Annotated in this window: 18 protein-coding genes; 5 read left to right on the top strand and 13 right to left on the bottom strand. The window is 67.7% G+C overall.

Translation table 11 applies throughout. The features are described from left to right. From ACW173_RS03890 to ACW173_RS03880, 3 genes are read right to left on the bottom strand one after another with little or no spacing between them, the layout of a single operon-like run. On the bottom strand, window positions 1-942 hold the full coding sequence (locus tag ACW173_RS03890) for a bifunctional riboflavin kinase/FAD synthetase (RefSeq protein WP_492083565.1): 942 nt from the start codon (window positions 940-942) through the stop codon (window positions 1-3). After that, window positions 942-1,400, bottom strand: coding sequence for a MaoC family dehydratase (locus ACW173_RS03885; RefSeq protein WP_492083564.1), 459 nt, complete (start codon window positions 1,398-1,400; stop codon window positions 942-944). Before ACW173_RS03885 ends, ACW173_RS03890 begins: the two co-directional genes overlap by 1 nt. Then, complete coding sequence (locus ACW173_RS03880; RefSeq protein ID WP_492085897.1) at window positions 1,375-2,235, bottom strand: TIGR01459 family HAD-type hydrolase; 861 nt, start codon at window positions 2,233-2,235, stop codon at window positions 1,375-1,377. Before ACW173_RS03880 ends, ACW173_RS03885 begins: the two co-directional genes overlap by 26 nt. Before the next feature lie 149 nt (window positions 2,236-2,384). Between ACW173_RS03880 and ACW173_RS03875 the strand changes: the two genes are divergently transcribed. Further along, on the top strand, window positions 2,385-2,951 hold the full coding sequence (locus tag ACW173_RS03875; RefSeq protein WP_492083563.1) for an NnrU family protein: 567 nt from the start codon (window positions 2,385-2,387) through the stop codon (window positions 2,949-2,951). Between the two features lie 28 nt (window positions 2,952-2,979). On the opposite strand, the gene ACW173_RS03870 is transcribed toward ACW173_RS03875, so the two are convergent. The 3 genes from ACW173_RS03870 to tipF form a co-directional block, all read right to left on the bottom strand. After that, window positions 2,980-3,681 carry a 2OG-Fe(II) oxygenase gene (locus ACW173_RS03870; protein ID WP_492083562.1) on the bottom strand — a complete coding sequence of 234 codons (702 nt, stop codon included), beginning with the start codon at window positions 3,679-3,681 and terminating at the stop codon, window positions 2,980-2,982. Next, on the bottom strand, window positions 3,678-4,397 hold the full coding sequence (locus tag ACW173_RS03865) for a methylated-DNA--[protein]-cysteine S-methyltransferase (protein ID WP_492083561.1): 720 nt from the start codon (window positions 4,395-4,397) through the stop codon (window positions 3,678-3,680). The genes ACW173_RS03870 and ACW173_RS03865 overlap by 4 nt, the downstream gene beginning before the upstream one ends. Window positions 4,398-4,498: 101 nt before the next feature. Continuing rightward, window positions 4,499-5,776 carry a flagella assembly cyclic-di-GMP phosphodiesterase TipF gene (tipF, locus tag ACW173_RS03860; protein ID WP_492083560.1) on the bottom strand — a complete coding sequence of 426 codons (1,278 nt, stop codon included), beginning with the start codon at window positions 5,774-5,776 and terminating at the stop codon, window positions 4,499-4,501. A 188-nt stretch (window positions 5,777-5,964) separates the two neighbouring features. On the opposite strand from tipF, the gene ACW173_RS03855 reads away from it, so the two are divergent. Genes ACW173_RS03855 through ACW173_RS03840 form a run of 4 tightly spaced genes read left to right on the top strand, consistent with a single transcriptional unit; the run spans window position 5,965 to window position 8,872 of the window. Next, the gene (locus ACW173_RS03855) at window positions 5,965-6,288 is read left to right on the top strand and encodes a FeoA family protein (protein WP_492083559.1); all 324 of its coding nucleotides are present in this window, start codon (window positions 5,965-5,967) and stop codon (window positions 6,286-6,288) included. A 4-nt stretch (window positions 6,289-6,292) separates the two neighbouring features. Beyond that, window positions 6,293-8,200: a ferrous iron transport protein B gene (gene feoB / locus ACW173_RS03850; RefSeq protein ID WP_492083558.1), complete on the top strand. Its 1,908-nt coding sequence runs from the start codon at window positions 6,293-6,295 to the stop codon at window positions 8,198-8,200. A 37-nt stretch (window positions 8,201-8,237) separates the two neighbouring features. Then, window positions 8,238-8,495 (top strand): hypothetical protein, encoded by a 258-nt coding sequence (locus ACW173_RS03845; protein ID WP_492083557.1) that lies wholly within the window; start codon window positions 8,238-8,240, stop codon window positions 8,493-8,495. Next, on the top strand, window positions 8,492-8,872 hold the full coding sequence (locus tag ACW173_RS03840) for a type II toxin-antitoxin system VapC family toxin (RefSeq protein WP_492083556.1): 381 nt from the start codon (window positions 8,492-8,494) through the stop codon (window positions 8,870-8,872). Before ACW173_RS03845 ends, ACW173_RS03840 begins: the two co-directional genes overlap by 4 nt. A gap of 3 nt (window positions 8,873-8,875) precedes the next feature. On the opposite strand, the gene ACW173_RS03835 is transcribed toward ACW173_RS03840, so the two are convergent. From ACW173_RS03835 to epmA, 7 genes are all read right to left on the bottom strand, one after another. Continuing rightward, window positions 8,876-9,754, bottom strand: coding sequence for a 3-hydroxybutyryl-CoA dehydrogenase (locus ACW173_RS03835; protein ID WP_492083555.1), 879 nt, complete (start codon window positions 9,752-9,754; stop codon window positions 8,876-8,878). A gap of 150 nt (window positions 9,755-9,904) precedes the next feature. After that, window positions 9,905-10,960 (bottom strand): lysine-2,3-aminomutase-like protein, encoded by a 1,056-nt coding sequence (locus ACW173_RS03830; RefSeq protein WP_492083554.1) that lies wholly within the window; start codon window positions 10,958-10,960, stop codon window positions 9,905-9,907. Between the two features lie 52 nt (window positions 10,961-11,012). Beyond that, complete coding sequence (locus ACW173_RS03825; protein ID WP_492083553.1) at window positions 11,013-12,161, bottom strand: hybrid sensor histidine kinase/response regulator; 1,149 nt, start codon at window positions 12,159-12,161, stop codon at window positions 11,013-11,015. Continuing rightward, entirely contained in the window at window positions 12,158-12,736 is a 579-nt protein-coding gene (locus tag ACW173_RS03820) for a chemotaxis protein CheB (RefSeq protein WP_492083552.1), read from the bottom strand. The genes ACW173_RS03825 and ACW173_RS03820 overlap by 4 nt, the downstream gene beginning before the upstream one ends. Next, the gene (locus tag ACW173_RS03815) at window positions 12,733-13,557 is read right to left on the bottom strand and encodes a CheR family methyltransferase (protein WP_492083551.1); all 825 of its coding nucleotides are present in this window, start codon (window positions 13,555-13,557) and stop codon (window positions 12,733-12,735) included. The genes ACW173_RS03820 and ACW173_RS03815 overlap by 4 nt, the downstream gene beginning before the upstream one ends. Window positions 13,558-13,562: 5 nt before the next feature. Continuing rightward, entirely contained in the window at window positions 13,563-17,000 is a 3,438-nt protein-coding gene (locus tag ACW173_RS03810; protein ID WP_492083550.1) for a response regulator, read from the bottom strand. 210 nt (window positions 17,001-17,210) lie between these two features. Next, window positions 17,211-18,314: an EF-P lysine aminoacylase EpmA gene (gene epmA, locus ACW173_RS03805; protein ID WP_492085895.1), complete on the bottom strand. Its 1,104-nt coding sequence runs from the start codon at window positions 18,312-18,314 to the stop codon at window positions 17,211-17,213. Window positions 18,315-18,377: the final 63 nt, after the last annotated feature.

The raw sequence follows: 18,377 nt of genomic DNA, 5'->3' as shown, positions 1-18,377 counted from the left end.
CTAAAACCCCGGCGCCACGATCGCCCGGGCCGCCTGTTCGTCCTTGTGGATCTGCTCGATCATCAGTTCCAGGCTGTCGAACTTCAGTTCGGGGCGCAGGAAGGCGATCAGGTCGGTCTCGATGATCTGGCCGTACAGGTCCTCGTCGAAGTCGAACAGCCAGGTCTCCAGCCGCGTCTCGACCATGCCCGTCGTGGGGTTGTTGCCGAGGTTGGCCACGCCCGGCACCTCGCGGCCGTCGGGCAGGCGGGTGCGGGTGGCGTAGACGCCCAGCTTGGGCACCACATAGTCCTCGACCTCGACATTGGCGGTCGGAAAGCCCAGCTGGCGGCCCAACTGCTGGCCCCGGCGCACCACGCCCTCGATGGCGAAGGGGCGACCCAGGATGCGGGTTGCTTGCTCAGGATGGCCGTCGCGCAAGGCGTCGCGCACGCCGGTCGACGAGAATTTTTCGCCGTCACCGCCCTCCACCGGCTCGGCGACCGAGACGGTGAAGCCGTATTCCGCGCCATAGGCCTTCATCAGCTCCGGGCTGCCAGTTCGGCCGCGGCCGAACGAGATGTCGAAGCCGACGGCGACGTGCTTCACGCCCAGGCCCTCGACCAGCACCTTCTCGACGAACTCGCGGTCGCCGAAGCTGGCCATCTCGAAGTCGAACGGCAGCAGGTACAAAAGGTCGACGCCCAGGCCGCCCAACGCGCGGGCTTGCTGGCCATGGGTCATCAGCTTGAAGGCCGGCTCGGTCGGCCGGAACAGGCGGCGCGGGTGCGGATCGAAGGTGATCACCCCCAGCGGCGTCTTGCCGGCCAGGGCGGCTTTCGCCGCCTGGGCGATCACCTGCTGGTGGCCGCGATGCACGCCGTCGAAATTACCGAGGGCCACGGCGGCGCCGCGCTCTTCCGGCGGCGGGTTCTTCCAGGCGTTGACGGTCTTCAGGGTCATCAGGCGGCCTTGCGCGGAACCATGACGGTGGCCTCGCCGTCGACGACGGCCTTGCCGTTGACCTTGCAGACGGTCGAGAGCGTCACCTGGGCCTTGGCCTCGTTGATCTCGGTGACGGTGACGATCGCGGTGACGGCGTCGCCGATCTTCACCGGGCGTCGGAAGCGCAAGGCTTGCGTCAGATAGACCGCGCCCGGCCCGGGCAGTTGCGTGCCCAGCACCGCCGAGATGTAGCCGGCCGACAGCATGCCGTGGGCGATGCGTTGGCCAAAGCTGGTCGTCGCCGCGTAGTCGGCGTCCAGGTGCACGGGGTTGGTGTCGCCGGTCACCTCGGCGAAAGCGACGATATCGGCCTCGCCGACGGTGCGGACCAGTTCAGCCGACTGGCCGACGCTCAGATCCTCAAGAAATTTGCCCTGCATGACGCCCCTCTTACCAGACCAGATCGCCGACGGCATGGGTCGCGCCCACGGCCTCGGCGTCGAGCAGGGCGTGGACGGCGTCGGGATCGAGCTGGCCGTCGGGACCGATGGCCTTTTCGCCGTGGATGCCTTTGGCGATGAACAGGCAGGCCAGCTTCTGGTCGTGAGCGCCCTTCACGTCGGTGATGACGCCGTCGCCGATGCACAGCACGCGGTCGCGGTCGACGGGACGGCCCAGCAGTTGCGCCGCCTCGGCCACGGCCAGGTCGTAGATCGCGGCATAGGGCTTGCCGGCCATCACCACCTTGCCGCCCAGGCTCTCATAAAGATCGGCCAGGGCGCCGGCGCAGAAGATCAGGCGGTCGCCGCGCTGCACGACGCGGTCGGGATTGGCGCAGATGAACAGCAGGCCACGATCGGCGGCCACCCGCAGGCGGTCGCGATAATCGTCGGGGACCTCCTTCTCGTCCTCATAGAGGCCCGAGCACAGGATGAAGTCGGCGTCCTCGGGACCGGCCAGGGTCAGGTCGAACCCGGCCCACAGCGGCCCGTCGCGCTCGGGACCGACCTTCCAGACCTTGGTCCCGGTGTGCGGCGTCAGCAGCGCCCGGGTCGCGTCGCCCGAGGTGACGAAACCCTGCCAGGCCGAGCGCGGCACGCCCAGGCCATCCAGCTGCGCGACCACGTCATAGGATGGGCGCGGCGAGTTGGAGATCAGCACCACGGGGCCCTTGGTCTGGCCCCATCTGGTCAGGGCGTCGCAGGCCTCCGGGAAGCTCTCCACCCCGTTGTGGATCACGCCCCAGACGTCGCACAGCACCACGTCGTAGCGGTCGGAAAGGGCGGAAAGGCCGGCGGGGAAGTCCATCATGGCGAGGGCGGTAACGATCCAGGGGCGGGGCGTCAATCTCGCCCTGGGCCTTAGCTGTCGTCTGACGTCGCGTATTCAAGGGTCTGAAGCTGAACCTTTCGAAGACCGGCGTTCCATGATTATCCTCCGATCAACAAGGGGAGGGGCCGATGACCATTCTGATCCTGGGGCTCGTGGTGTTCCTGGGCGTCCACTCGGCGCGGATCCTGGCCGGACCGTTCCGCGACGCGCAGATCGCCGCCAATCCCAAACGCTGGAAGGGGCTCTACACCCTGGTCTCGTTCGTGGGGCTAGGACTGATCATCTGGGGCTGGATCCTGGCCCTGCCCATGGCGCCGCAGCTCTACGACCCGCCGACCTGGGGCCGCCACGCGGCCTGGTTGCTGGTCTGGATCGCCTTCGTGCTGCTGCCGACCGCCAATGCGCCCGCGGGCAGGATCAAGGCCACGGTGCGCCATCCGATGCTGCTGGGCGTGATCTTCTGGTCGGCGGGACACCTGCTGGCCAATGGCGACCAGGCCTCGGCGGCGCTGTTCGGAGCCTTCCTGGTGTGGGCGATCCTGGACCTGATCTCGGCCCTTGGCCGCAAGGAACCCGCGCCGGTGGTGGTGCGGCCCAGGGCGGACATCATCGCGGTGGTGGCGGGGACGGTGCTGTGGGCGGTGTTCGTGTTCTTCCTGCACCGGGTGTTGTTCGGCGTGTCGCCGTTGGGGTGAAGATGCTCCCCGCATCGCGCGGAAGCATCTACGTCGCGTCATGGAAGATCACGCCCAGCGTCCGCCGGCGTCCGGACCTCACCTCGCTGACCCCATGCCGCAGCACCCGCCGGTGCACGCCCCGCACGCCCTCCGCCGGTCGTTCGCGCACCGCGAAGATCACGCCCTCGCCCTGCCTCAGCGGCACGACCCGCGGCGCGCTCTGTTGCCTCGGCCGCTGCTCGACGATCACGAACTCGCCGCCGTCGAAGTCGCGGCCCGGCTCGTCCAGCAGGAACGCCGCCTGCAGCGGGAAGACGTGCTCGCCATAAAGGTCCTGGTGCAGGCAGTTGTAGTCGCCCGGCCCATAGGACAGCAGCAACGGCGTGGGCCGCACTTGGCCCGCCTCGCGGCACCGCGCCAGCATGTCGTCCAAGGCCTGCGGAAAGCGCCGCTCCTCGCCCAACCGCTCGGCCCAGGCGTTGGCGATCGCCGACAGCGGACCATACAGGCCCTGCCGGAGCCGTTGCACGATCTCCGGCAGGGGATAGCTGAAGTACTTGTACTCGCCGCGCCCAAAACCGTGGCGGGCCATGACCACCCGGCTGCGGAAGCCCGCGTCCTGGGGATAGAGGTCGGCGATGGCGGCGCAGGTCTCGGGCTTCAGCAACGGCCCGGTCAGGGCCCAGCCGCGCGCGTCCAGTTCGGCGGCGATGCGGGTCCAGTCCACTTTATAAAGGGTTGGTGTCACGCGGCTTCCCGCGCCAGCAGGGCCCGCTTGCGCTCGACGCCCCAGCGATAGCCGGACAGGCCGCCGTCGGCGCGGACCACGCGGTGGCAGGGCGTGATCACGGCCAGCGGATTGGCCCCGCAGGCCTGGGCCACGGCGCGGAAGGCGCTGGGGCGGCCAATCGCGCGGGCGATGTCGGCATAGGACGCCGTCTGGCCAGCCGGGATCTCGCGCAGGGCGGCCCAGACGGCCTTCTGCAGCTCGGTGCCCTGGTCGTCCAGCGGCAGGCCGGGCGCGCGGTCGGGGTGATCGACCAGCTCGGCCACCGCCTCTAGGTCCGCCGCCAGTCCTTTGGTGTCGGGCACGATACGGGCGTGCTTGAAGCGCTTGTCCAGGTCGGCCTGCAGCGCCTCGGCGTCGTCGCCCAGGGTGACCAGGCGCAGGCCGGCGTCCGAGCGGGCGACCAGAGCCAGGCCCAGGCTTGTCTCGCCGACCGCCCAGCGCAGGGTCTCGCGATTGATGTCGGGCTTGCAGCGCAGGCAGGCGCGCAGGCCGGCGGCGCGGGCGTCCTCGCGGGTGGCGTGGAAGGCGACGTTCTTGCGCAGCGGACGACCGCCGCAACTGGCGACGCAATAGACGCCGGTGGTGCGCACGCCGATGTAGAAGGCGCCCTCGGCGGCGCGGTCCTTGGCGCGCATGGCGTCCCAGCGCGCATCGTCGTTGAGGTAGACTGTCATCGTTAGGTCTCCTTTCGTGGGGAGACCATGCGCCAGGCCGCGCAAGCAATCATTCCGATGCTTGCGGCCCGGCGCCCAAAAGCGTCAGCAGTGTGAGGAGCTTACCAGCCGACCGCGCGGCGGCGCAGAGCCCCGCGCATGAAGTCCTGCGGCGGTTCGGCCTCGGCCAGGACGGCGTCGCGGATGGCGCGCGGTTCGCCGAACAGGTGGCCCTGGCCGTAACCGATATCGAGATCCAGGATGTCGACGATCTGCTTCTCGGCCTCGACCTTCTCGACGATGACCTCGATGCCGTAGCGACGGGTCAGGGCGGCGAAGTCGGTGGCGTTCAGGTCGGGCAGCGAGGCGATGACCAGCTTGCCGTCCTGCTCTTCCAACTGGTCCAGCATCATCTGGGCGCCGACCTTCAGGTAACGGACGTCGGCGCGCGCCAGGTCCTGGAAGTCCAGGTCCAGGTCATTGACCTTGTCCAGGCTGAAGCTGAAGCCCAGGCTGGCCAGGCGAGCCATGTGGCGGGCCTCGACCGGACCGCGGCGCTCGAACGCCGCCTGGCCCAGCTCGAAGATCACCGCGCCGGCCAGGTCCTTGTTGCCCTGCATGAATTCCAGGAACTGCGGGAAGAAGCTCTCGTCGCCCAGGCTGGCCAGCGAGATGTTGCAGAAGATGCCGATCTTGCGGTCCTGCTTGGCCAGGCGGCGGACGATCTGCACGCAACGGAACAGCAGCAGGTTGTCGATGGCCGTCATCAGGCCTTCGGGCTCGGCCACGGCCAGGTACTCGGCCGGCATCATGACGCGGCCGGTCTCGTCGCGCAGGCGCGAGAAGCTCTCGTAGAAGACGGTCCGGCGCTGGGGCAGGCTGACGATCGGCTGCAGGTAGAGGTCGACGCGATTCTCGGCCAGGGCGTCCTGCACGACCTGCAGCATGTGGCTGGCCTGCGGGGCGCGTTCGCGGCCCAGGCCGCTGTGGCTACGCGCCGAGGCGACGGCGACCTGGTGGCTGAGCTGGTGCTCCAGCCTGTCGTTCATCTGGCCGATCAGGTCTTCCAGCTGGTGAACCTCGGTCGACAGTTCCTCGGTGCGACGTTGGGCGTCGGCGGCGACTGACTCCACGAGATCCGACACGCGGGCGTCGACCTTCTCGATCTGGTCCAGGAGGATGGCATGGGCTTCGCGCACGGTGTCGATGTCGCCACGCAGGGCGGCGGCCAGGAAGGTCTGGCCCAGCAGGCCGTGGAAGGCGAAGCACAGGCCCAGCGTGCCGATGAAGGCCGAGACGCCGACAGCCGGGGTGGCGCCCATCCTCCAGAGGAAGAGGGAGACGATCAGAGCCAGACAAAGATAGGCCCCCGTCAGGAGCCCCAGCATCAGCCTACGCATAGTTCGCCCACACGAATCGAAACACGTAATCAGACCGAGCGGCGGTCGAAGAGTCGAATCTATTAACGACCCTGCGCCATTCGGTCCCAACAGCCCTTAAGCGTTGATCATAACCCAGAACGTCAGGATCGTTGAATCGACATTGGCGTCTTCGACTGATAATCGTTCGCAATCTAATCGGAGCCATTATGTCCGAAGCGTTCGCATTGTCCCCTGAATTCAACCCGGCCGAGAGCGATTCCGGCGGTCCGCGCCCCCTGGGCTCGGCCCGGCGCGGCGACCGTGGCGTGATCGCCCGCGTGACCGGCGTCTCGGGCGCGGAAGAAGCCGTCGCCGCCGAGGAGCTGGAGCGCCGCCTGCTGGAGATGGGTTTCGTGGAAGGCGCGAAGATCGAGGTGCTGCACGAGGGCCTGTTCGGTCGCGATCCGATCGCCGTGCGGGTGGACGACACCCGCGTGGCCCTGCGTCGGCGGGAAGCTGGCGCTGTCAGCGTGAAGTTCGACGGACGATAAGATCTTGGCGCTAGATACCGCTGTCGACGTTTCCGACACCCCCTCGAAATTCACGGACTCGACCCGGATCGCCCTGGTGGGCAATCCCAACTCGGGCAAGACCGCGCTTTTCAACGCCCTGACCGGCAGCCGTCAGAAGGTCGCCAACTACGCGGGCGTGACCGTCGAGCGGAAGGAGGGCGTGCTGACCACGGCCGCCGGCCGCCAGATGCGTGTGCTGGACCTGCCGGGCACCTATTCCTTGCGGGCCCGCAGCCCGGATGAGGTCGTCACCCGCGACGCGGTGCTGGGCAAGCTGTCCGGCGAGGCCGCGCCCGAGTGCCTGATCTGCGTGGCCGACGCCACCAACCTGCGCATGGTCCTGCGCCTCGTTTTGGAACTGAAGCAGGTGGGTCGCCCGTTCGTGCTGGCCCTCAACATGTTCGACATCGCCCAGCGGCAGGGCCTGCGCATCGACCTGGAAAGGTTGAGCCAGGAGATCGGCGCGCCGATCGTCACCACGGTGGCGACCCGCAAGCGTGGCCTGCCCGAGCTCTTGGAAAAGGTCGAGGCCATCGTCACCGCCCGCGCCGTGGAAGCCGAGAATGTCTGGCATGAGCCGACCTCGGCCGAGATCCGCGCCGCCCACGCCGAGGCCCAGCGCATCTTCAAGGCCTGCGTGAAGCCGCCCGAGCATCCCGACACGGTGACGGGCAGGATCGACGGCGTGCTGCTGCACCCGGTCGCGGGCCTGGCCATCCTGTTCACCCTGCTGTTCGTGATGTTCCAGGCGGTGTTCACCTGGGCCACGGTTCCGGCCGACGCCATCGATGGGGCCTTCGCCGGCCTGGCGGGCTGGGTGGGCGAAACCCTGCCGGAGGGGCTGGTCAGCAGCTTCATCGCCGACGGCCTGATCGCCGGCGTGGGCAGCGTGCTGGTGTTCCTGCCGCAGATCCTGATCCTGTTCTTCTTCATCCTGCTGCTGGAAGACAGCGGCTACATGGCCCGCGCGGCTTTCCTGATGGACAAGATCATGGGCGGCGCCGGCCTGCACGGGCGGGCCTTCATCCCGCTGCTGTCCAGCTTCGCCTGCGCCATCCCCGGCATCATGTCGACGCGGGTGATCGACAACAAGCACGACCGCCTGACCACCATCCTGGTCGCCCCGCTGATGACCTGCTCGGCGCGGATCCCGGTCTACACCCTGATCATCGGCGCCTTCATCCCGCAGCAGACCGTGTGGGGCTTTCTGTCCCTGCAGGGCCTGGTGATGTTCGGCCTCTATGCCGGCGGCATCGTCAGCGCCCTGGTGGTGTCGTTCGTGATCCGCGGCGTCTTCTGGCGTGGCGCGGTCGAGCCCTTCATGATGGAGCTGCCGACCTATCGCTGGCCCGAGCCGCGCAACGTCCTGATGAACCTGTGGACCCGCGCCAAGATCTTCCTGACCCGCGCCGGCCGGATCATCATGCCGCTGATGGTGCTGGTCTGGGTGCTGTCGACCTTTCCCTATCCGCCGGAAGGCGCGACGGGCCCGGCCATCGACTACAGCTTCGCCGGCCGGATCGGCCACCTGATCGCGCCGGTCATGGCCCCGATCGGCTTCAACTGGCAGATGACGATCGCCCTGATCCCGGGCTTCGCGGCTCGCGAGGTGGCGGTCGCGGCGCTGGGCACGGTCTACGCGGTCGGCGGCGACGACGACGCCGGCACCAAGCTGGGCGTGCTGCTGGCCGGCAAGTGGTCGCTGGCCACGGCCCTGTCGTTCCTGGCCTGGTACATCTTCGCCCCGCAGTGCGCGGCGACCCTGGGCGTGGTCAAGCGCGAGACCAACGGCTGGACTTGGCCGACCGTGATGTTCCTGTACATGACCGGCTTGGCCTATCTGGCGTCGTTCGCGACCTATCATATCGCCGTGGCGCTGGGGGCGGGGTAGGGGTTGTTCTGGTTGTGTTCCGTGTTAAGCTCAGCACATGACGATCCAGGTGGACATCGCCAAGCAGGACGCGTTGGCCGAGCTCGTCGCCCACGTGCGCGCGGGTGAAGACGTTGTGCTGACGGCCGACGGCGAGACGATCGCTATCGCCAAGCCGCCTGAGCCAACACCCGTACGCAAGCGCACGCCGGGCGCTTGGGCTCACCTTGGCCAGCTTCAAGACTCTGATCTTTTCTTGCGCCCCGATCCCGAGTTGGAAGAAGCAGCAGACGGGCCGATCTTTCCAGAGGCATGAAGCTTCTGATCGACACGCATGTGCTGATCTGGTGGCTGACAGAGCCATCGCGGCTTTCGTCCCGTTGTCTGGACGTCCTCGGCGCCGATGATTCCGAAGTCTTTGTAAGCGCCGTCAGCGGCTACGAGATCGAGCTAAAGCGCGCTAGAGATCCGCTGCTGCAACGAATGTCTATCGACCTTGCAAACGCGGTATTCGCTGAAGGCTTCAATTGGCAGGTCATATCGCCGGAGGACGCGATCGCGGCGGGAAAGCTGCCCCGACACCATCGTGATCCTTGGGATCGGCTGTTGATTGCTCAGGCCGCGCGAAGCGAGCGTCCCATCATGACCAAGGACGCGGCGTTCCTGGCCTATGATGTCGAGACGGTCTGGTAGCCCCTACCGCGTCGGTACAGGAACCTCGCCGCGGTAGTCATAGAAGCCGCGACCGGTCTTTTTGCCAAGCCAGCCGGCCTCGACATACTTCACCAGCAGCGGGCAGGGACGGTACTTGCTGTCGGCCAGACCTTCGTGGAGCACGTTCATGATGCTCAGCACGGTGTCCAGGCCGATGAAGTCGCCCAGCTCCAGGGGGCCCATCGGATGGTTGGCGCCCAGCTTCATCGCCGTGTCGATGGCGTCGACCGTGCCGACCCCTTCGTAGAGGGTGTAGATCGCCTCGTTGATCATCGGCACCAGCACGCGGTTGACGATGAAGGCGGGGAAGTCCTCGGCGTTGCTCGTGATCTTGCCCAGCGACTGGGCGAAGGCCACGGCGCGCTCATAGGTCGGGACGTCGGTGGCGATGCCGCGGATGATCTCCACCAGCTTCATCAACGGCACCGGGTTCATGAAGTGCAGGCCGATGAACCGCTCGGGACGGTCCGTGGACGAGGCCAGGCGCGTGATCGAGATCGACGAGGTGTTCGAGGCCAGCAACGTGTCGGGCTTGAGGTGCGGCTGCAGGCTGCGGAAGATCGACTTCTTGATCTCCTCGTTCTCGGTGGCCGCCTCGATAGCCAGGTCGGTGGCGCCGATCGCGTCCAGGCCCTCGGCGGGCTGGATGCGGGCCAGAGCGACCTTCATGGCCTCGTCGTCGATGATCCCACGGCCGACCTGGCGGGCCATGTTCTTCTCGATCAGGGCCAGGCCGGCGTCGATCCGCTCACGCGAGACATCGTGAAGCCGTACGTCGTAGCCGCCCAGGGCGACGACATGCGCGATGCCGGACCCCATCTGGCCCGCGCCGATTACGCCGACCGTCTTGATTTCACTCATAAAAACCAAGCCTTCGCTTGAAATCTAGCCAGGCTTTCGCGCCCAGACCCTTGGATATGCCGACTTTTCTAGCACGAGAAACCCCGCACTCGCCAAGGCTTTGCTGCGATGCAGCGCGAGCGGCGCCGCAAAGCCTTGCGCCGGCTAGGTTCAGGCTCTTGGCGGATAGGGGTGAGCGGTCCCATTCGGGTCCTCGACCGCGTCGCCATCCAGATAGGTCGGGCCGACCGGGACCTTGCCGTGGCCGCCGGGAATGTCGAGCACATAGGTCGGTTGGGCCAAGCCCGAGACGGTCCCGCGCAGGGCCTTCATGATCGCTTGGCCCTCGGCCAAGGTGGTGCGCAGGTGGGCCGTGCCTGGGGCGTGGTCGTGGTGGTGCAGGTAGTAGGGCCGGATCCGCGTCTCGACGAAGGTCCGCATCAGTCGCGCCAGCACCGCCGGGTCGTCATTGACGCCGCGCAGCAGCACGGTCTGGCTCAGCATCGGGACGCCAGCGTCGATGATCCGCGCGCAGGCGGCGCGGGCGGCCGGGGTCAGTTCGCGGGCGTGGTTGGCGTGCAGCGCGACATAGACGGTCTTGGTCGTGCGCTTCAGGGCCGCGACCAGGTCGTCGTTCACGGCCTGCGGATCAACAGCCGGCACGCGGGTATGGAAGCGGACGATCTTGACGTGGTCGATCGCCTCCAGCCGGTCCATCAGGTCGGCGAGGCGGCGGGGCGACAGCACGAACGGGTCGCCGCCGGTGACGATGACCTCCCAGATCTCCGGCCGACCGGCGATATAGGCGAAGGCCGCGTCCAGCTGGGCGGGGGAAAGGTTCGACAGCCCCTCGGGCCCGACCATCTCGCGGCGGAAGCAGAACCGGCAGTAGACCGCGCAGGTGTGGGTCGGCTTCAGCAGCACGCGGTCGGGATACCGATGGACGATTCCATCCACAGGGCTGTGGATAACATCGCCGATCGGATCGCCGTCCTCGCCGGGGCTGCCGACCAACTCCTCGGACGAAGGGATGAACTGGCGAGCGATCGGGTCGTTGGCGTCGGCCGGATCGATCAGCTCCGCCATCGCCGGGGTGATCGCCACCGCGTAGCGGGCCGCCACCGTCTCCAGCGCCGGCAAGCGCTCGGGCGGGACCAGTCCGGCCTCGGTCAGGGACCGGGCGTCGCGGAGGGTCTTGGCTTCCTGGCTTAGGTGGGCGGGGGGCATGAGGGGCGGGGATATGCGGGATTTCAGGCCCCGAGGCAAATCAGCGCCGCCGTTACTCCGGATCGCGGGCGAGCGGAATGGTCACCGTGAAGGTGCTGCCCTTGTTCAGTCCGGCGCTGGCCACGTCGATCGACCCGCCATGCAGGGCGACCAGTTGCTTGCAGAGCGCCAAGCCGATGCCCAGGCCGCCTTGCGACTTCGACAGATGGTCCTCGACCTGGGCGAAGATCTCGAAGATGCCGGCCTGCATCTCGGACGGGATGCCGACGCCGGTGTCGGTGACCCGGATCTCGGCCACGGCCCCGTGGCGATGGGCCGACAGGGTCACCACGCCACCCGGCGGCGTATATTTGGCGGCGTTGTTCAGCAGATTGCCGACCACCTGGGCCAGGCGGGTGTGATCGGCGTCCAGCCAGATCGGGCCGGTGTCGATATCGGTGACCAGCGTGTGGCCGGCCTGCTCCATGTGGTGCTGGCTGGCCTCGATCGCGGAGGTCAGGATCTCGCCCAGCGCGATCCGTTCCTTCTTCAGGACGATCTTGCCCTCGTTGACCCGCGAGACGTCCAGCAGGTCGTCGACCAGGTGTGAGAGGTGCGACAGCATCCGGTCCATGCGCGCGCGAATGTCGGTCGAGCGCTCGGCCGGAATGTCCTTGCCCAGCAGGTGGAGCCCGCCGGCCAGGGCGGCGATCGGATTGCGCAGCTCGTGGGCTAGAACGGCCAGGAAGCTATCCTTGTGGCGGTCGGCGCGGCGCAGAGCCTGAGCGGCGGCCTCCAGTTCGTCGCGCTGGCGCTCCAGCTGTTGGCGCTGGCGATAGAGGTCGAAGAAGACGTTGGCCTTGCTGCGCAGGACGTCCGGCTCGATCGGCTTGTTGATGAAGTCGACGGCTCCGGCCTCATAGCCCCGGAAGCGGCGCTGGGCGTCGGACGCGGCGCCGGCGGTCAGGAAGATGATCGGCACGTGGCGGGTGCGCATGGCCCCACGCATGAACTCGGCCAGCTCGAAGCCGTCCATGCCAGGCATCTGCACGTCCAGCAAGGCGAGGGCGACGTCGTGGCGCAGCAGCAGCTCCAACGCCTCCTCGCCCGAGCGCGCCTTCAGCAGCACCAGGTCCTCGCGGCGCAGCAGCGCCTCCAGCGAGACGAGGTTCTCGACCAGGTCGTCGACCAGCAGGAAATGCACAGGCCGCAAAGCGCTCATCGCTTATTCCCCAAACTCCGCAAATAGACGCCGATGTCCTCCAGTGACATCGTCCGCGCCGTGGGCCAGGCAGCCAAGGCTGCTTCCGGCATGGCCGAGGCCGCCGCGCTGGCGGGATCCTCGACCACGGCCACGCCGCCGGCTTCGGCGACGGCCTTCAGGCCCTCGGCCCCGTCCTGGTTGGCGCCCGTCAATATCACCCCGACCAGGCCCGCGCCAAAGGCGTCGGCGGCGCTTTCGAACAGCACGTCGATCGAGGGCCGCGAGTGCAGCACCGGCTCGTCGGTCGACAGCGACAGGAATTCTGGCGTCTCGACCAGCAGGTGATAGTCCGGCGGCGCGAAATAGATCACCCCCGGCTCGATCGGCTCCTTGTCGTCGGCTTCGCGCACGGTCATCGCGCAGCGGCCCCGGAAGAGCTCGGTCAGGGCGTTGCGGCGGTCCGGGGGCACATGGACGACCACCATCACCGGCAGCGGATAGTCGGCCGGCAGCGGCGGCAGAAGCGCCGACAGCGCCTGCACGGCGCCGGCCGACGCCCCGATCACGACGGCTTGGGCGGCTGTTCCGCTCATGGTTCGCGCTTCTGGTAGATCTTCTCGTCGCGGTCGAACTCGGCGAAGGCGCCGGCGTGGCTCGAGAAGCGCAGGCTCTCCTTGGCGCCCAATCCTAGGAACCCCTTGCGGGTCAGGGAGTCACGGAAAAGGCCGATGGCGCGGTCCTGCAGGTCGCGATCGAAATAGATCAGTACGTTGCGGCACGAAATCAGGTGCATCTCGCCGAACACGGCGTCGGTGACCAGGCTGTGGTCCGAGAACACCACCCGCTCGCGCAGGCTCTTGTCGAACACCGCCCCGCCGTAGCCCGTGGTGTAATAGTTCGACAGCGACGACTTGCCGCCCGAACGGCGGTGGTTCTCGGTGAACAGCTTCAGACGATCGATCGGATAGATGCCGCGCGCGGCCGCCTTCAAGGCGTCCGGGTTGATGTCGGTGGCGTAGAACAGCGTTCGGTCCTCGAGGCCCTCCTCGCGGAACAGGATGGCCAGGGAGTACAGTTCCTCGCCCTCGCTGCAGCCCGCCACCCAGACCTTCAGCGACGGATAGGTCTTCAGATGCGGCAGGACCGTCTCGCGCAGAGCCTTGAAGTAGCTGGGGTCGCGGAACATCTCGCTGACCTGCACCGTCAGGTAGCCCAGCAGTCGCTCCAGCATGTCCGGATCACGCAGCAGGGCGTCCTGCATGGCCGAGTAGCTGGCATAGCCCAGCTGCTCGCGGGCCTGCTTCAGGCGACGCTTGACCGACGCCTTGGCGTAGCGCCGGAAGTCGTAGTGGTAGCGCTGGTACAGCGCCTCCAGCAGCAACCTGATCTCGATGTCCTCGACGTCGTCACGCATGGCGGTCAGCGGGGCATCCAGACACGGACGAGCGACAGCAGCTGGTCGACGTCCAGCGGCTTGGCCATGTAGTCATTGGCCCCGGCCTCGATGCAGCGGGCCTGGTCGTCGGGCATGGCCTTGGCGGTCAGGGTGATGATCGGCAGCTTCTTCCAGCGGGTGTCCTTGCGGATCTCGGCGGTGGCGGTCAGGCCGTCCATCACCGGCATCATCACGTCCATCAGCACGAGGTCGATGGCGCCGCCTTCGTCCTTGGCCGACTTCTCCAGCGCCTCGATGGCTTCCTTGCCGTTGCGGGCGATCTCGACGATCGCGCCGCGCGGTTCCAGGATGTTGGTGATGGAGTAGACGTTGCGGACGTCGTCCTCGACCACCAGGATCCGGCGGCCCTCCAGGGCGGCGTCGCGGTTGTGGGCCTTCTTGATCATCGACTGCTGCTCGGGCGGCAGCTCGGTGACCACCTGGTGCAGGAACAGCGAGACCTCGTCTAGCAGGCGCTCGGGCGAGCGGGCGCCCTTGACGATGATCGAGTCCGAGTAACGGCGCAGGCGCTGCTCGTCGGCCTGGGACAGGTCGTGGCCCGTATAGACGATGACTGGCGGGAAGGCGTAGCCGCCCTCGTGGCTCAGGGTCTCCAGCAGGCTGAAGCCCGAGGCGTCGGGCAGGTTCAGATCAAGGACCATGCAGTCGAAGGTCTCGGTTTTCAGCCGTTCCAGGCACTCGGCCGCGGTCGCGACGCCGACGGTCTCGACATCGCCGGAGGCCAGGAGCTTGCCGACCGCCTCGCGCTGGACCTTGTCGTCCTCGACGATCAGCACGCGGCGCGACGAGGCCGACAGTCTGGCGGTCAGGGCGTCGAGCGCGCTGGCCAGGTCGTCCCGCTTCACGGGCTTGACCAGGTAACCGATGGCGCCCAGCGACAGGGCCGTCTGGGTGTGGTCGGCGGCCGAGACGACGTGGACCGGGATGTGGCGGGTGTCGACGTCGCGCTTGAGGCGTTCCAGCACCGCCAGGCCCGACTGGTCGGGCAGGCCGACGTCCAGCACGATGGCGCTGGGACGGTGCTTGCGGGCCAGCACCAGCGCCTCCTCGGCCGAGCCGGCGACCAGGCACTGGAAGCCCGACTCCCGCGCGATGTCGCGCAGGATGCCGGCGAAGCTGGAATCGTCCTCGACCACCAGCAGGATGCGCTGGCCGCCCGACAGGACGTCACGGTCGTCGTCGACCGGCGGGCCGGCGGGGACGTAGCGGCGCTCCTCGGCCGGCTTGGCCTTGGCGGCGGCGGGCAACGGGGCGGGACTTTCGTCGCGCTGCGGCACCTGGGCGGGATCGTAGGTCAGCGGCATGGACAGGGTGAAGCGACTGCCCTGGCCGTGGACGCTTGTCAGGGTGATGGTGGCGCCTAGCAGGCGGGCCAGTTCGCGGCTGATCGACAGACCCAGGCCCGTGCCGCCATAGCGCCGGCTGATGGTGCCGTCGGCCTGGCGGAAGGCCTCGAAGATGCTGTGCTGCTGCTCCTCGGCGATGCCGATGCCGGTATCGCTCACCGACAGGGCGATGTGATCGCCGTCGCGTTCGACGGACAGGGTCACGCCGCCCTTCTCGGTGAACTTGAAGGCGTTAGACAGCAGGTTCTTCAGCACCTGCTCCAAGCGCATGCGATCGCTGTGGAGCGAGGCCGGGACATCGTCGGCGATGGTGATCTCGAAGTCCAGCTTCCGCTCTTCGGCGACAGGCTTGAACATCTGGCGCAGATCGGTGGCCAAGCGTTGCAGCGACACGGCCTCCGGGCGGATCTCCAGGTGGCCGGCTTCGATCTTCGACAGGTCGAGGATGTCGTTGATCAGGGTCAGCAGGTCGTTGCCCGACGATTGGATCGTCCGGGCGTGCTGGACCTGCTCGTCGGAGAGATTGCCGGCCGGGTTGTCGCCCAGCAGTTTGGACAGGATCAGCAGCGAGTTCAGCGGCGTGCGCAGCTCGTGGCTCATATTGGCCAGGAAGTCGGACTTGTAGCGGCTGGCCTGTTCCAGCTCGCGGGCCTTCAGCTCGACGGCCGCGCCGGTGCGCTCCAGGTCGTCGCGCTGGTTTTCCAGCATCTGGGCCTGTTCTTCCAGCTGGCTGTTGGTCTGTTCCAGCTCGGCCTGCTGCTGCTCGAGGCGGACCTGGGATTCCTTCAGCGCGCGGCCCTGCTCCTCCAGCTCCTCGTTGGAGACGCGCAGCTCCTCGCTCTGGACCTGCAGCTCCTCGGCCTGGGCCTGGGTCTTTTCCAGCAGCTCGCGCAGCTCGGCGCGGTAGCGGGCCGAGCGCAGGGCGATGCCGACGGCCTCGGAGGCGTCGTTCAGGAACTCCAGGACGCGATCGTCGATGGCGTTGAGGAAGCCCAGCTCGACCACGCCATGGACGCCGTCCTCGGCGACGGCGGGGAACAGGATCAGGTGGCGCGGCTTGTCGCGGCCCAGGGCCGAGCCGATGGTCAGATAGCCCTCCGGCACGTCGGCCAGGACCTTGGTCTCGCGGCTGGCGGCGACTTGGCCCAGCAGGCCTTCGCGCAGGCCGAAGCGCTCGACGATCTGGGCGTCGCCCGGCACGCCATAGCTGGAGACGCGGTGGTAGCGCTCGCCTTCGGCGGCGAACACCGCGCCCGCCTGAGCCCCTGCGAACTTGGTCAGGAAGGTCAGGATATTGTCGCCCAGTTCCTCCGACCCCTGGTCGCCCAGCATGGCCGAGGCCAGGCCCACCTGGCCCGAGGCCAGCCACTGACGGCGCTCGTTGGCGACCGCGGCCCGGCGGATCAGGACGCCGACCACCAGGGTCAGGACGATGCCCAGCACGCCCGACAGCAGGCCGCTGAGCAGGGCCGACTGGTAGGCCGCGTCCATCTCGGTCAGGCGTTCGCGGCGCAGGCGCGCCTCTTCCTGCTGCATCACGCTCAGCTGGCTGCGGATGGCGTCCATCTCGGCCTTGCCACGGTCGGAATTGACGATGGCGAGGGCGGGCGCGACCCCTTGGCTGCGACGGACGTCGATGGTGTTCTTCAGCTCGGCCAGCTTGGCGGTCACGTGGCGTTGCAGCCCGATGATGCGATCCTGCTGGGCGGCGTTGTCGCTGGTCAGGGTCGTCAGCTTCTCGACCTGGCGCTCGACATTGACCACGGCCGCCTCGTAGGGCTCCAGGTAGCGCTCGTTGCCGGTCAGCAGGAAGCCGCGCTGGCCGGTCTCGGCGTCCTGGACGCTGGAGCGCAGCTCGCCGATCGCCACGATGACCTCGTGCGAGTGGAAGATCATCCGGGCGTCGTCGCGCAGGATGTTGGTGTTGCGGTGGGCCACCATGCCGCTGCCGACGAAGAACAGGATGGCCAGCCCCAAACCCAGGAAGGTCTTCGGGTCCAGGAATGCCGATTTGTTCGGCGAGGCCACTTGTGTGGCTTTCAGTCGGTTAGGCATGAGCAGCAGGTCCTCGGCGGGCATAGGACCGCGCGGCGCGATAGAACTCAGGATTCGGGAAAAGAGATAGTCGGGCAGCCGACTTCGGCCGCATCGTCGCGCAACACGCCAAGGACATGGAAGAAACGCCCAACTCTGGCGCTTCCCACTGACGCGCCGCCCCAAGGCGCGTAAACGCTGCCGTGGACGATCCGTTCCCTGTTAAAATGCTCAGCCCGCTACCGGCGTCCAGACGACATCCTCGATGCGTCGCGCGCCGGTGGCCAAAAGCACCAAGCGGTCGAAGCCCAGCGCCGAGCCGGAAGCCTCTGGCATGTGCTCCAGCGCGGCCAGGAAATCCTCGTCGATCGGATAGCGCTCGCCGTAGATGCGGGCCTTCTCGTCCATCTCGATCATGAAGCGGCGGCGCTGCTCGGCGGGGTCGGTCAGTTCGCCGAAGGCGTTGGCCAGCTCGACCCCGCAGGCATAGAGCTCGAAGCGTTCGGCCACGCGTGGGTCGGCGTCCTTGGGACGAGCCAGGGCCGCTTCGCTGATCGGATATTCGCACAACACCGTGGCGCGGCCTTCGCCCAGGCGGGGCTCGACCTTCTCGACGATGATGCGGCTGAAGACGTCGGCCCAGCCGTCATCGTCAGCCACCCGGATCCCGGCGGCGCGAGCGGCGGCGGCCAAGGCGTCGCGGTCGGTCGAGCCGTCGGGCGCGACGCTGGCCAGCAGGTCGACGCCGGCGTGGCGCTGGAAGGCCTCGGCCACCGACAGCCGCTCGGGCCGCGCGAACGGATCGCAGACCATGCCCCGGAAGTCGAAGCGCTTCGTCCCCGCCGTCTCGGCCGCCAACGCCAGCAAGCTGGCGCAGTCGTCCATCAGGGTCTGGTAGGGCTGCCGCGCCCGATACCACTCCAGCATCGTGAATTCCGGATGGTGCAGCGGCCCGCGCTCGCGGTTGCGCCACACCTTGGAGAGGCTGAAGATCTTCTCCTCGCCGGCCGCCAGCAGCTTCTTGCAGGCGAACTCCGGCGAGGTGTGCAGATAGAGCGGCGAGGCCTCGCCCGAGATCGTCAGGGCCTGGGTGGCGAAGGCGTGCAGGTGCGCCTCGTTGCCGGGCGAGACCTGCAGGGCGGCGACCTCGACCTCCTCGAAGCCCTCGGCCTCGAACCAGGCGCGGAAGGCCTTGGTGATGCGGTTGCGGGCCAGCAGGAACGGCCGGCGGTCGGCGTGGACTTCGGCGCGCCACCAGGCGGAGGAGGGTTCGTGCGAAGAGTCTGGCAAGGCTAGGAAAACCGAAGAGGCTGGAGATTTGAGCCCGTTCGCTATACGAGGGCGGGCACAGATCAATAGCATGATCGCGCCCGCGGCCTCGCGCGCGCTTTCTTCCAA

This window comes from Caulobacter sp. ALps2, assembly GCF_058681635.1.
Note: the sequence above shows the minus strand (reverse complement) of the source record. Positions and strands in the feature narration are given on the sequence as shown.

Coding starts and splice junctions, on each gene's coding strand:
- ACW173_RS03840 (WP_492083556.1), top strand. CDS start 8,492: ATGAAGCTTCTGATCGACACGCATGTGCTGATCTGGTGGCTGACAGAG.
- ACW173_RS03830 (WP_492083554.1), bottom strand. CDS start 10,960: ATGCCCCCCGCCCACCTAAGCCAGGAAGCCAAGACCCTCCGCGACGCC.
- ACW173_RS03855 (WP_492083559.1), top strand. CDS start 5,965: ATGTCCGAAGCGTTCGCATTGTCCCCTGAATTCAACCCGGCCGAGAGC.
- ACW173_RS03875 (WP_492083563.1), top strand. CDS start 2,385: ATGACCATTCTGATCCTGGGGCTCGTGGTGTTCCTGGGCGTCCACTCG.
- tipF (WP_492083560.1), bottom strand. CDS start 5,776: ATGCGTAGGCTGATGCTGGGGCTCCTGACGGGGGCCTATCTTTGTCTG.
- ACW173_RS03885 (WP_492083564.1), bottom strand. CDS start 1,400: ATGCCGTCGGCGATCTGGTCTGGTAAGAGGGGCGTCATGCAGGGCAAA.
- ACW173_RS03890 (WP_492083565.1), bottom strand. CDS start 942: ATGACCCTGAAGACCGTCAACGCCTGGAAGAACCCGCCGCCGGAAGAG.
- ACW173_RS03825 (WP_492083553.1), bottom strand. CDS start 12,161: ATGAGCGCTTTGCGGCCTGTGCATTTCCTGCTGGTCGACGACCTGGTC.
- ACW173_RS03880 (WP_492085897.1), bottom strand. CDS start 2,235: ATGATGGACTTCCCCGCCGGCCTTTCCGCCCTTTCCGACCGCTACGAC.
- ACW173_RS03845 (WP_492083557.1), top strand. CDS start 8,238: ATGACGATCCAGGTGGACATCGCCAAGCAGGACGCGTTGGCCGAGCTC.
- ACW173_RS03865 (WP_492083561.1), bottom strand. CDS start 4,397: ATGACAGTCTACCTCAACGACGATGCGCGCTGGGACGCCATGCGCGCC.
- ACW173_RS03835 (WP_492083555.1), bottom strand. CDS start 9,754: ATGAGTGAAATCAAGACGGTCGGCGTAATCGGCGCGGGCCAGATGGGG.
- ACW173_RS03815 (WP_492083551.1), bottom strand. CDS start 13,557: ATGCGTGACGACGTCGAGGACATCGAGATCAGGTTGCTGCTGGAGGCG.
- ACW173_RS03820 (WP_492083552.1), bottom strand. CDS start 12,736: ATGAGCGGAACAGCCGCCCAAGCCGTCGTGATCGGGGCGTCGGCCGGC.
- ACW173_RS03810 (WP_492083550.1), bottom strand. CDS start 17,000: ATGCCTAACCGACTGAAAGCCACACAAGTGGCCTCGCCGAACAAATCG.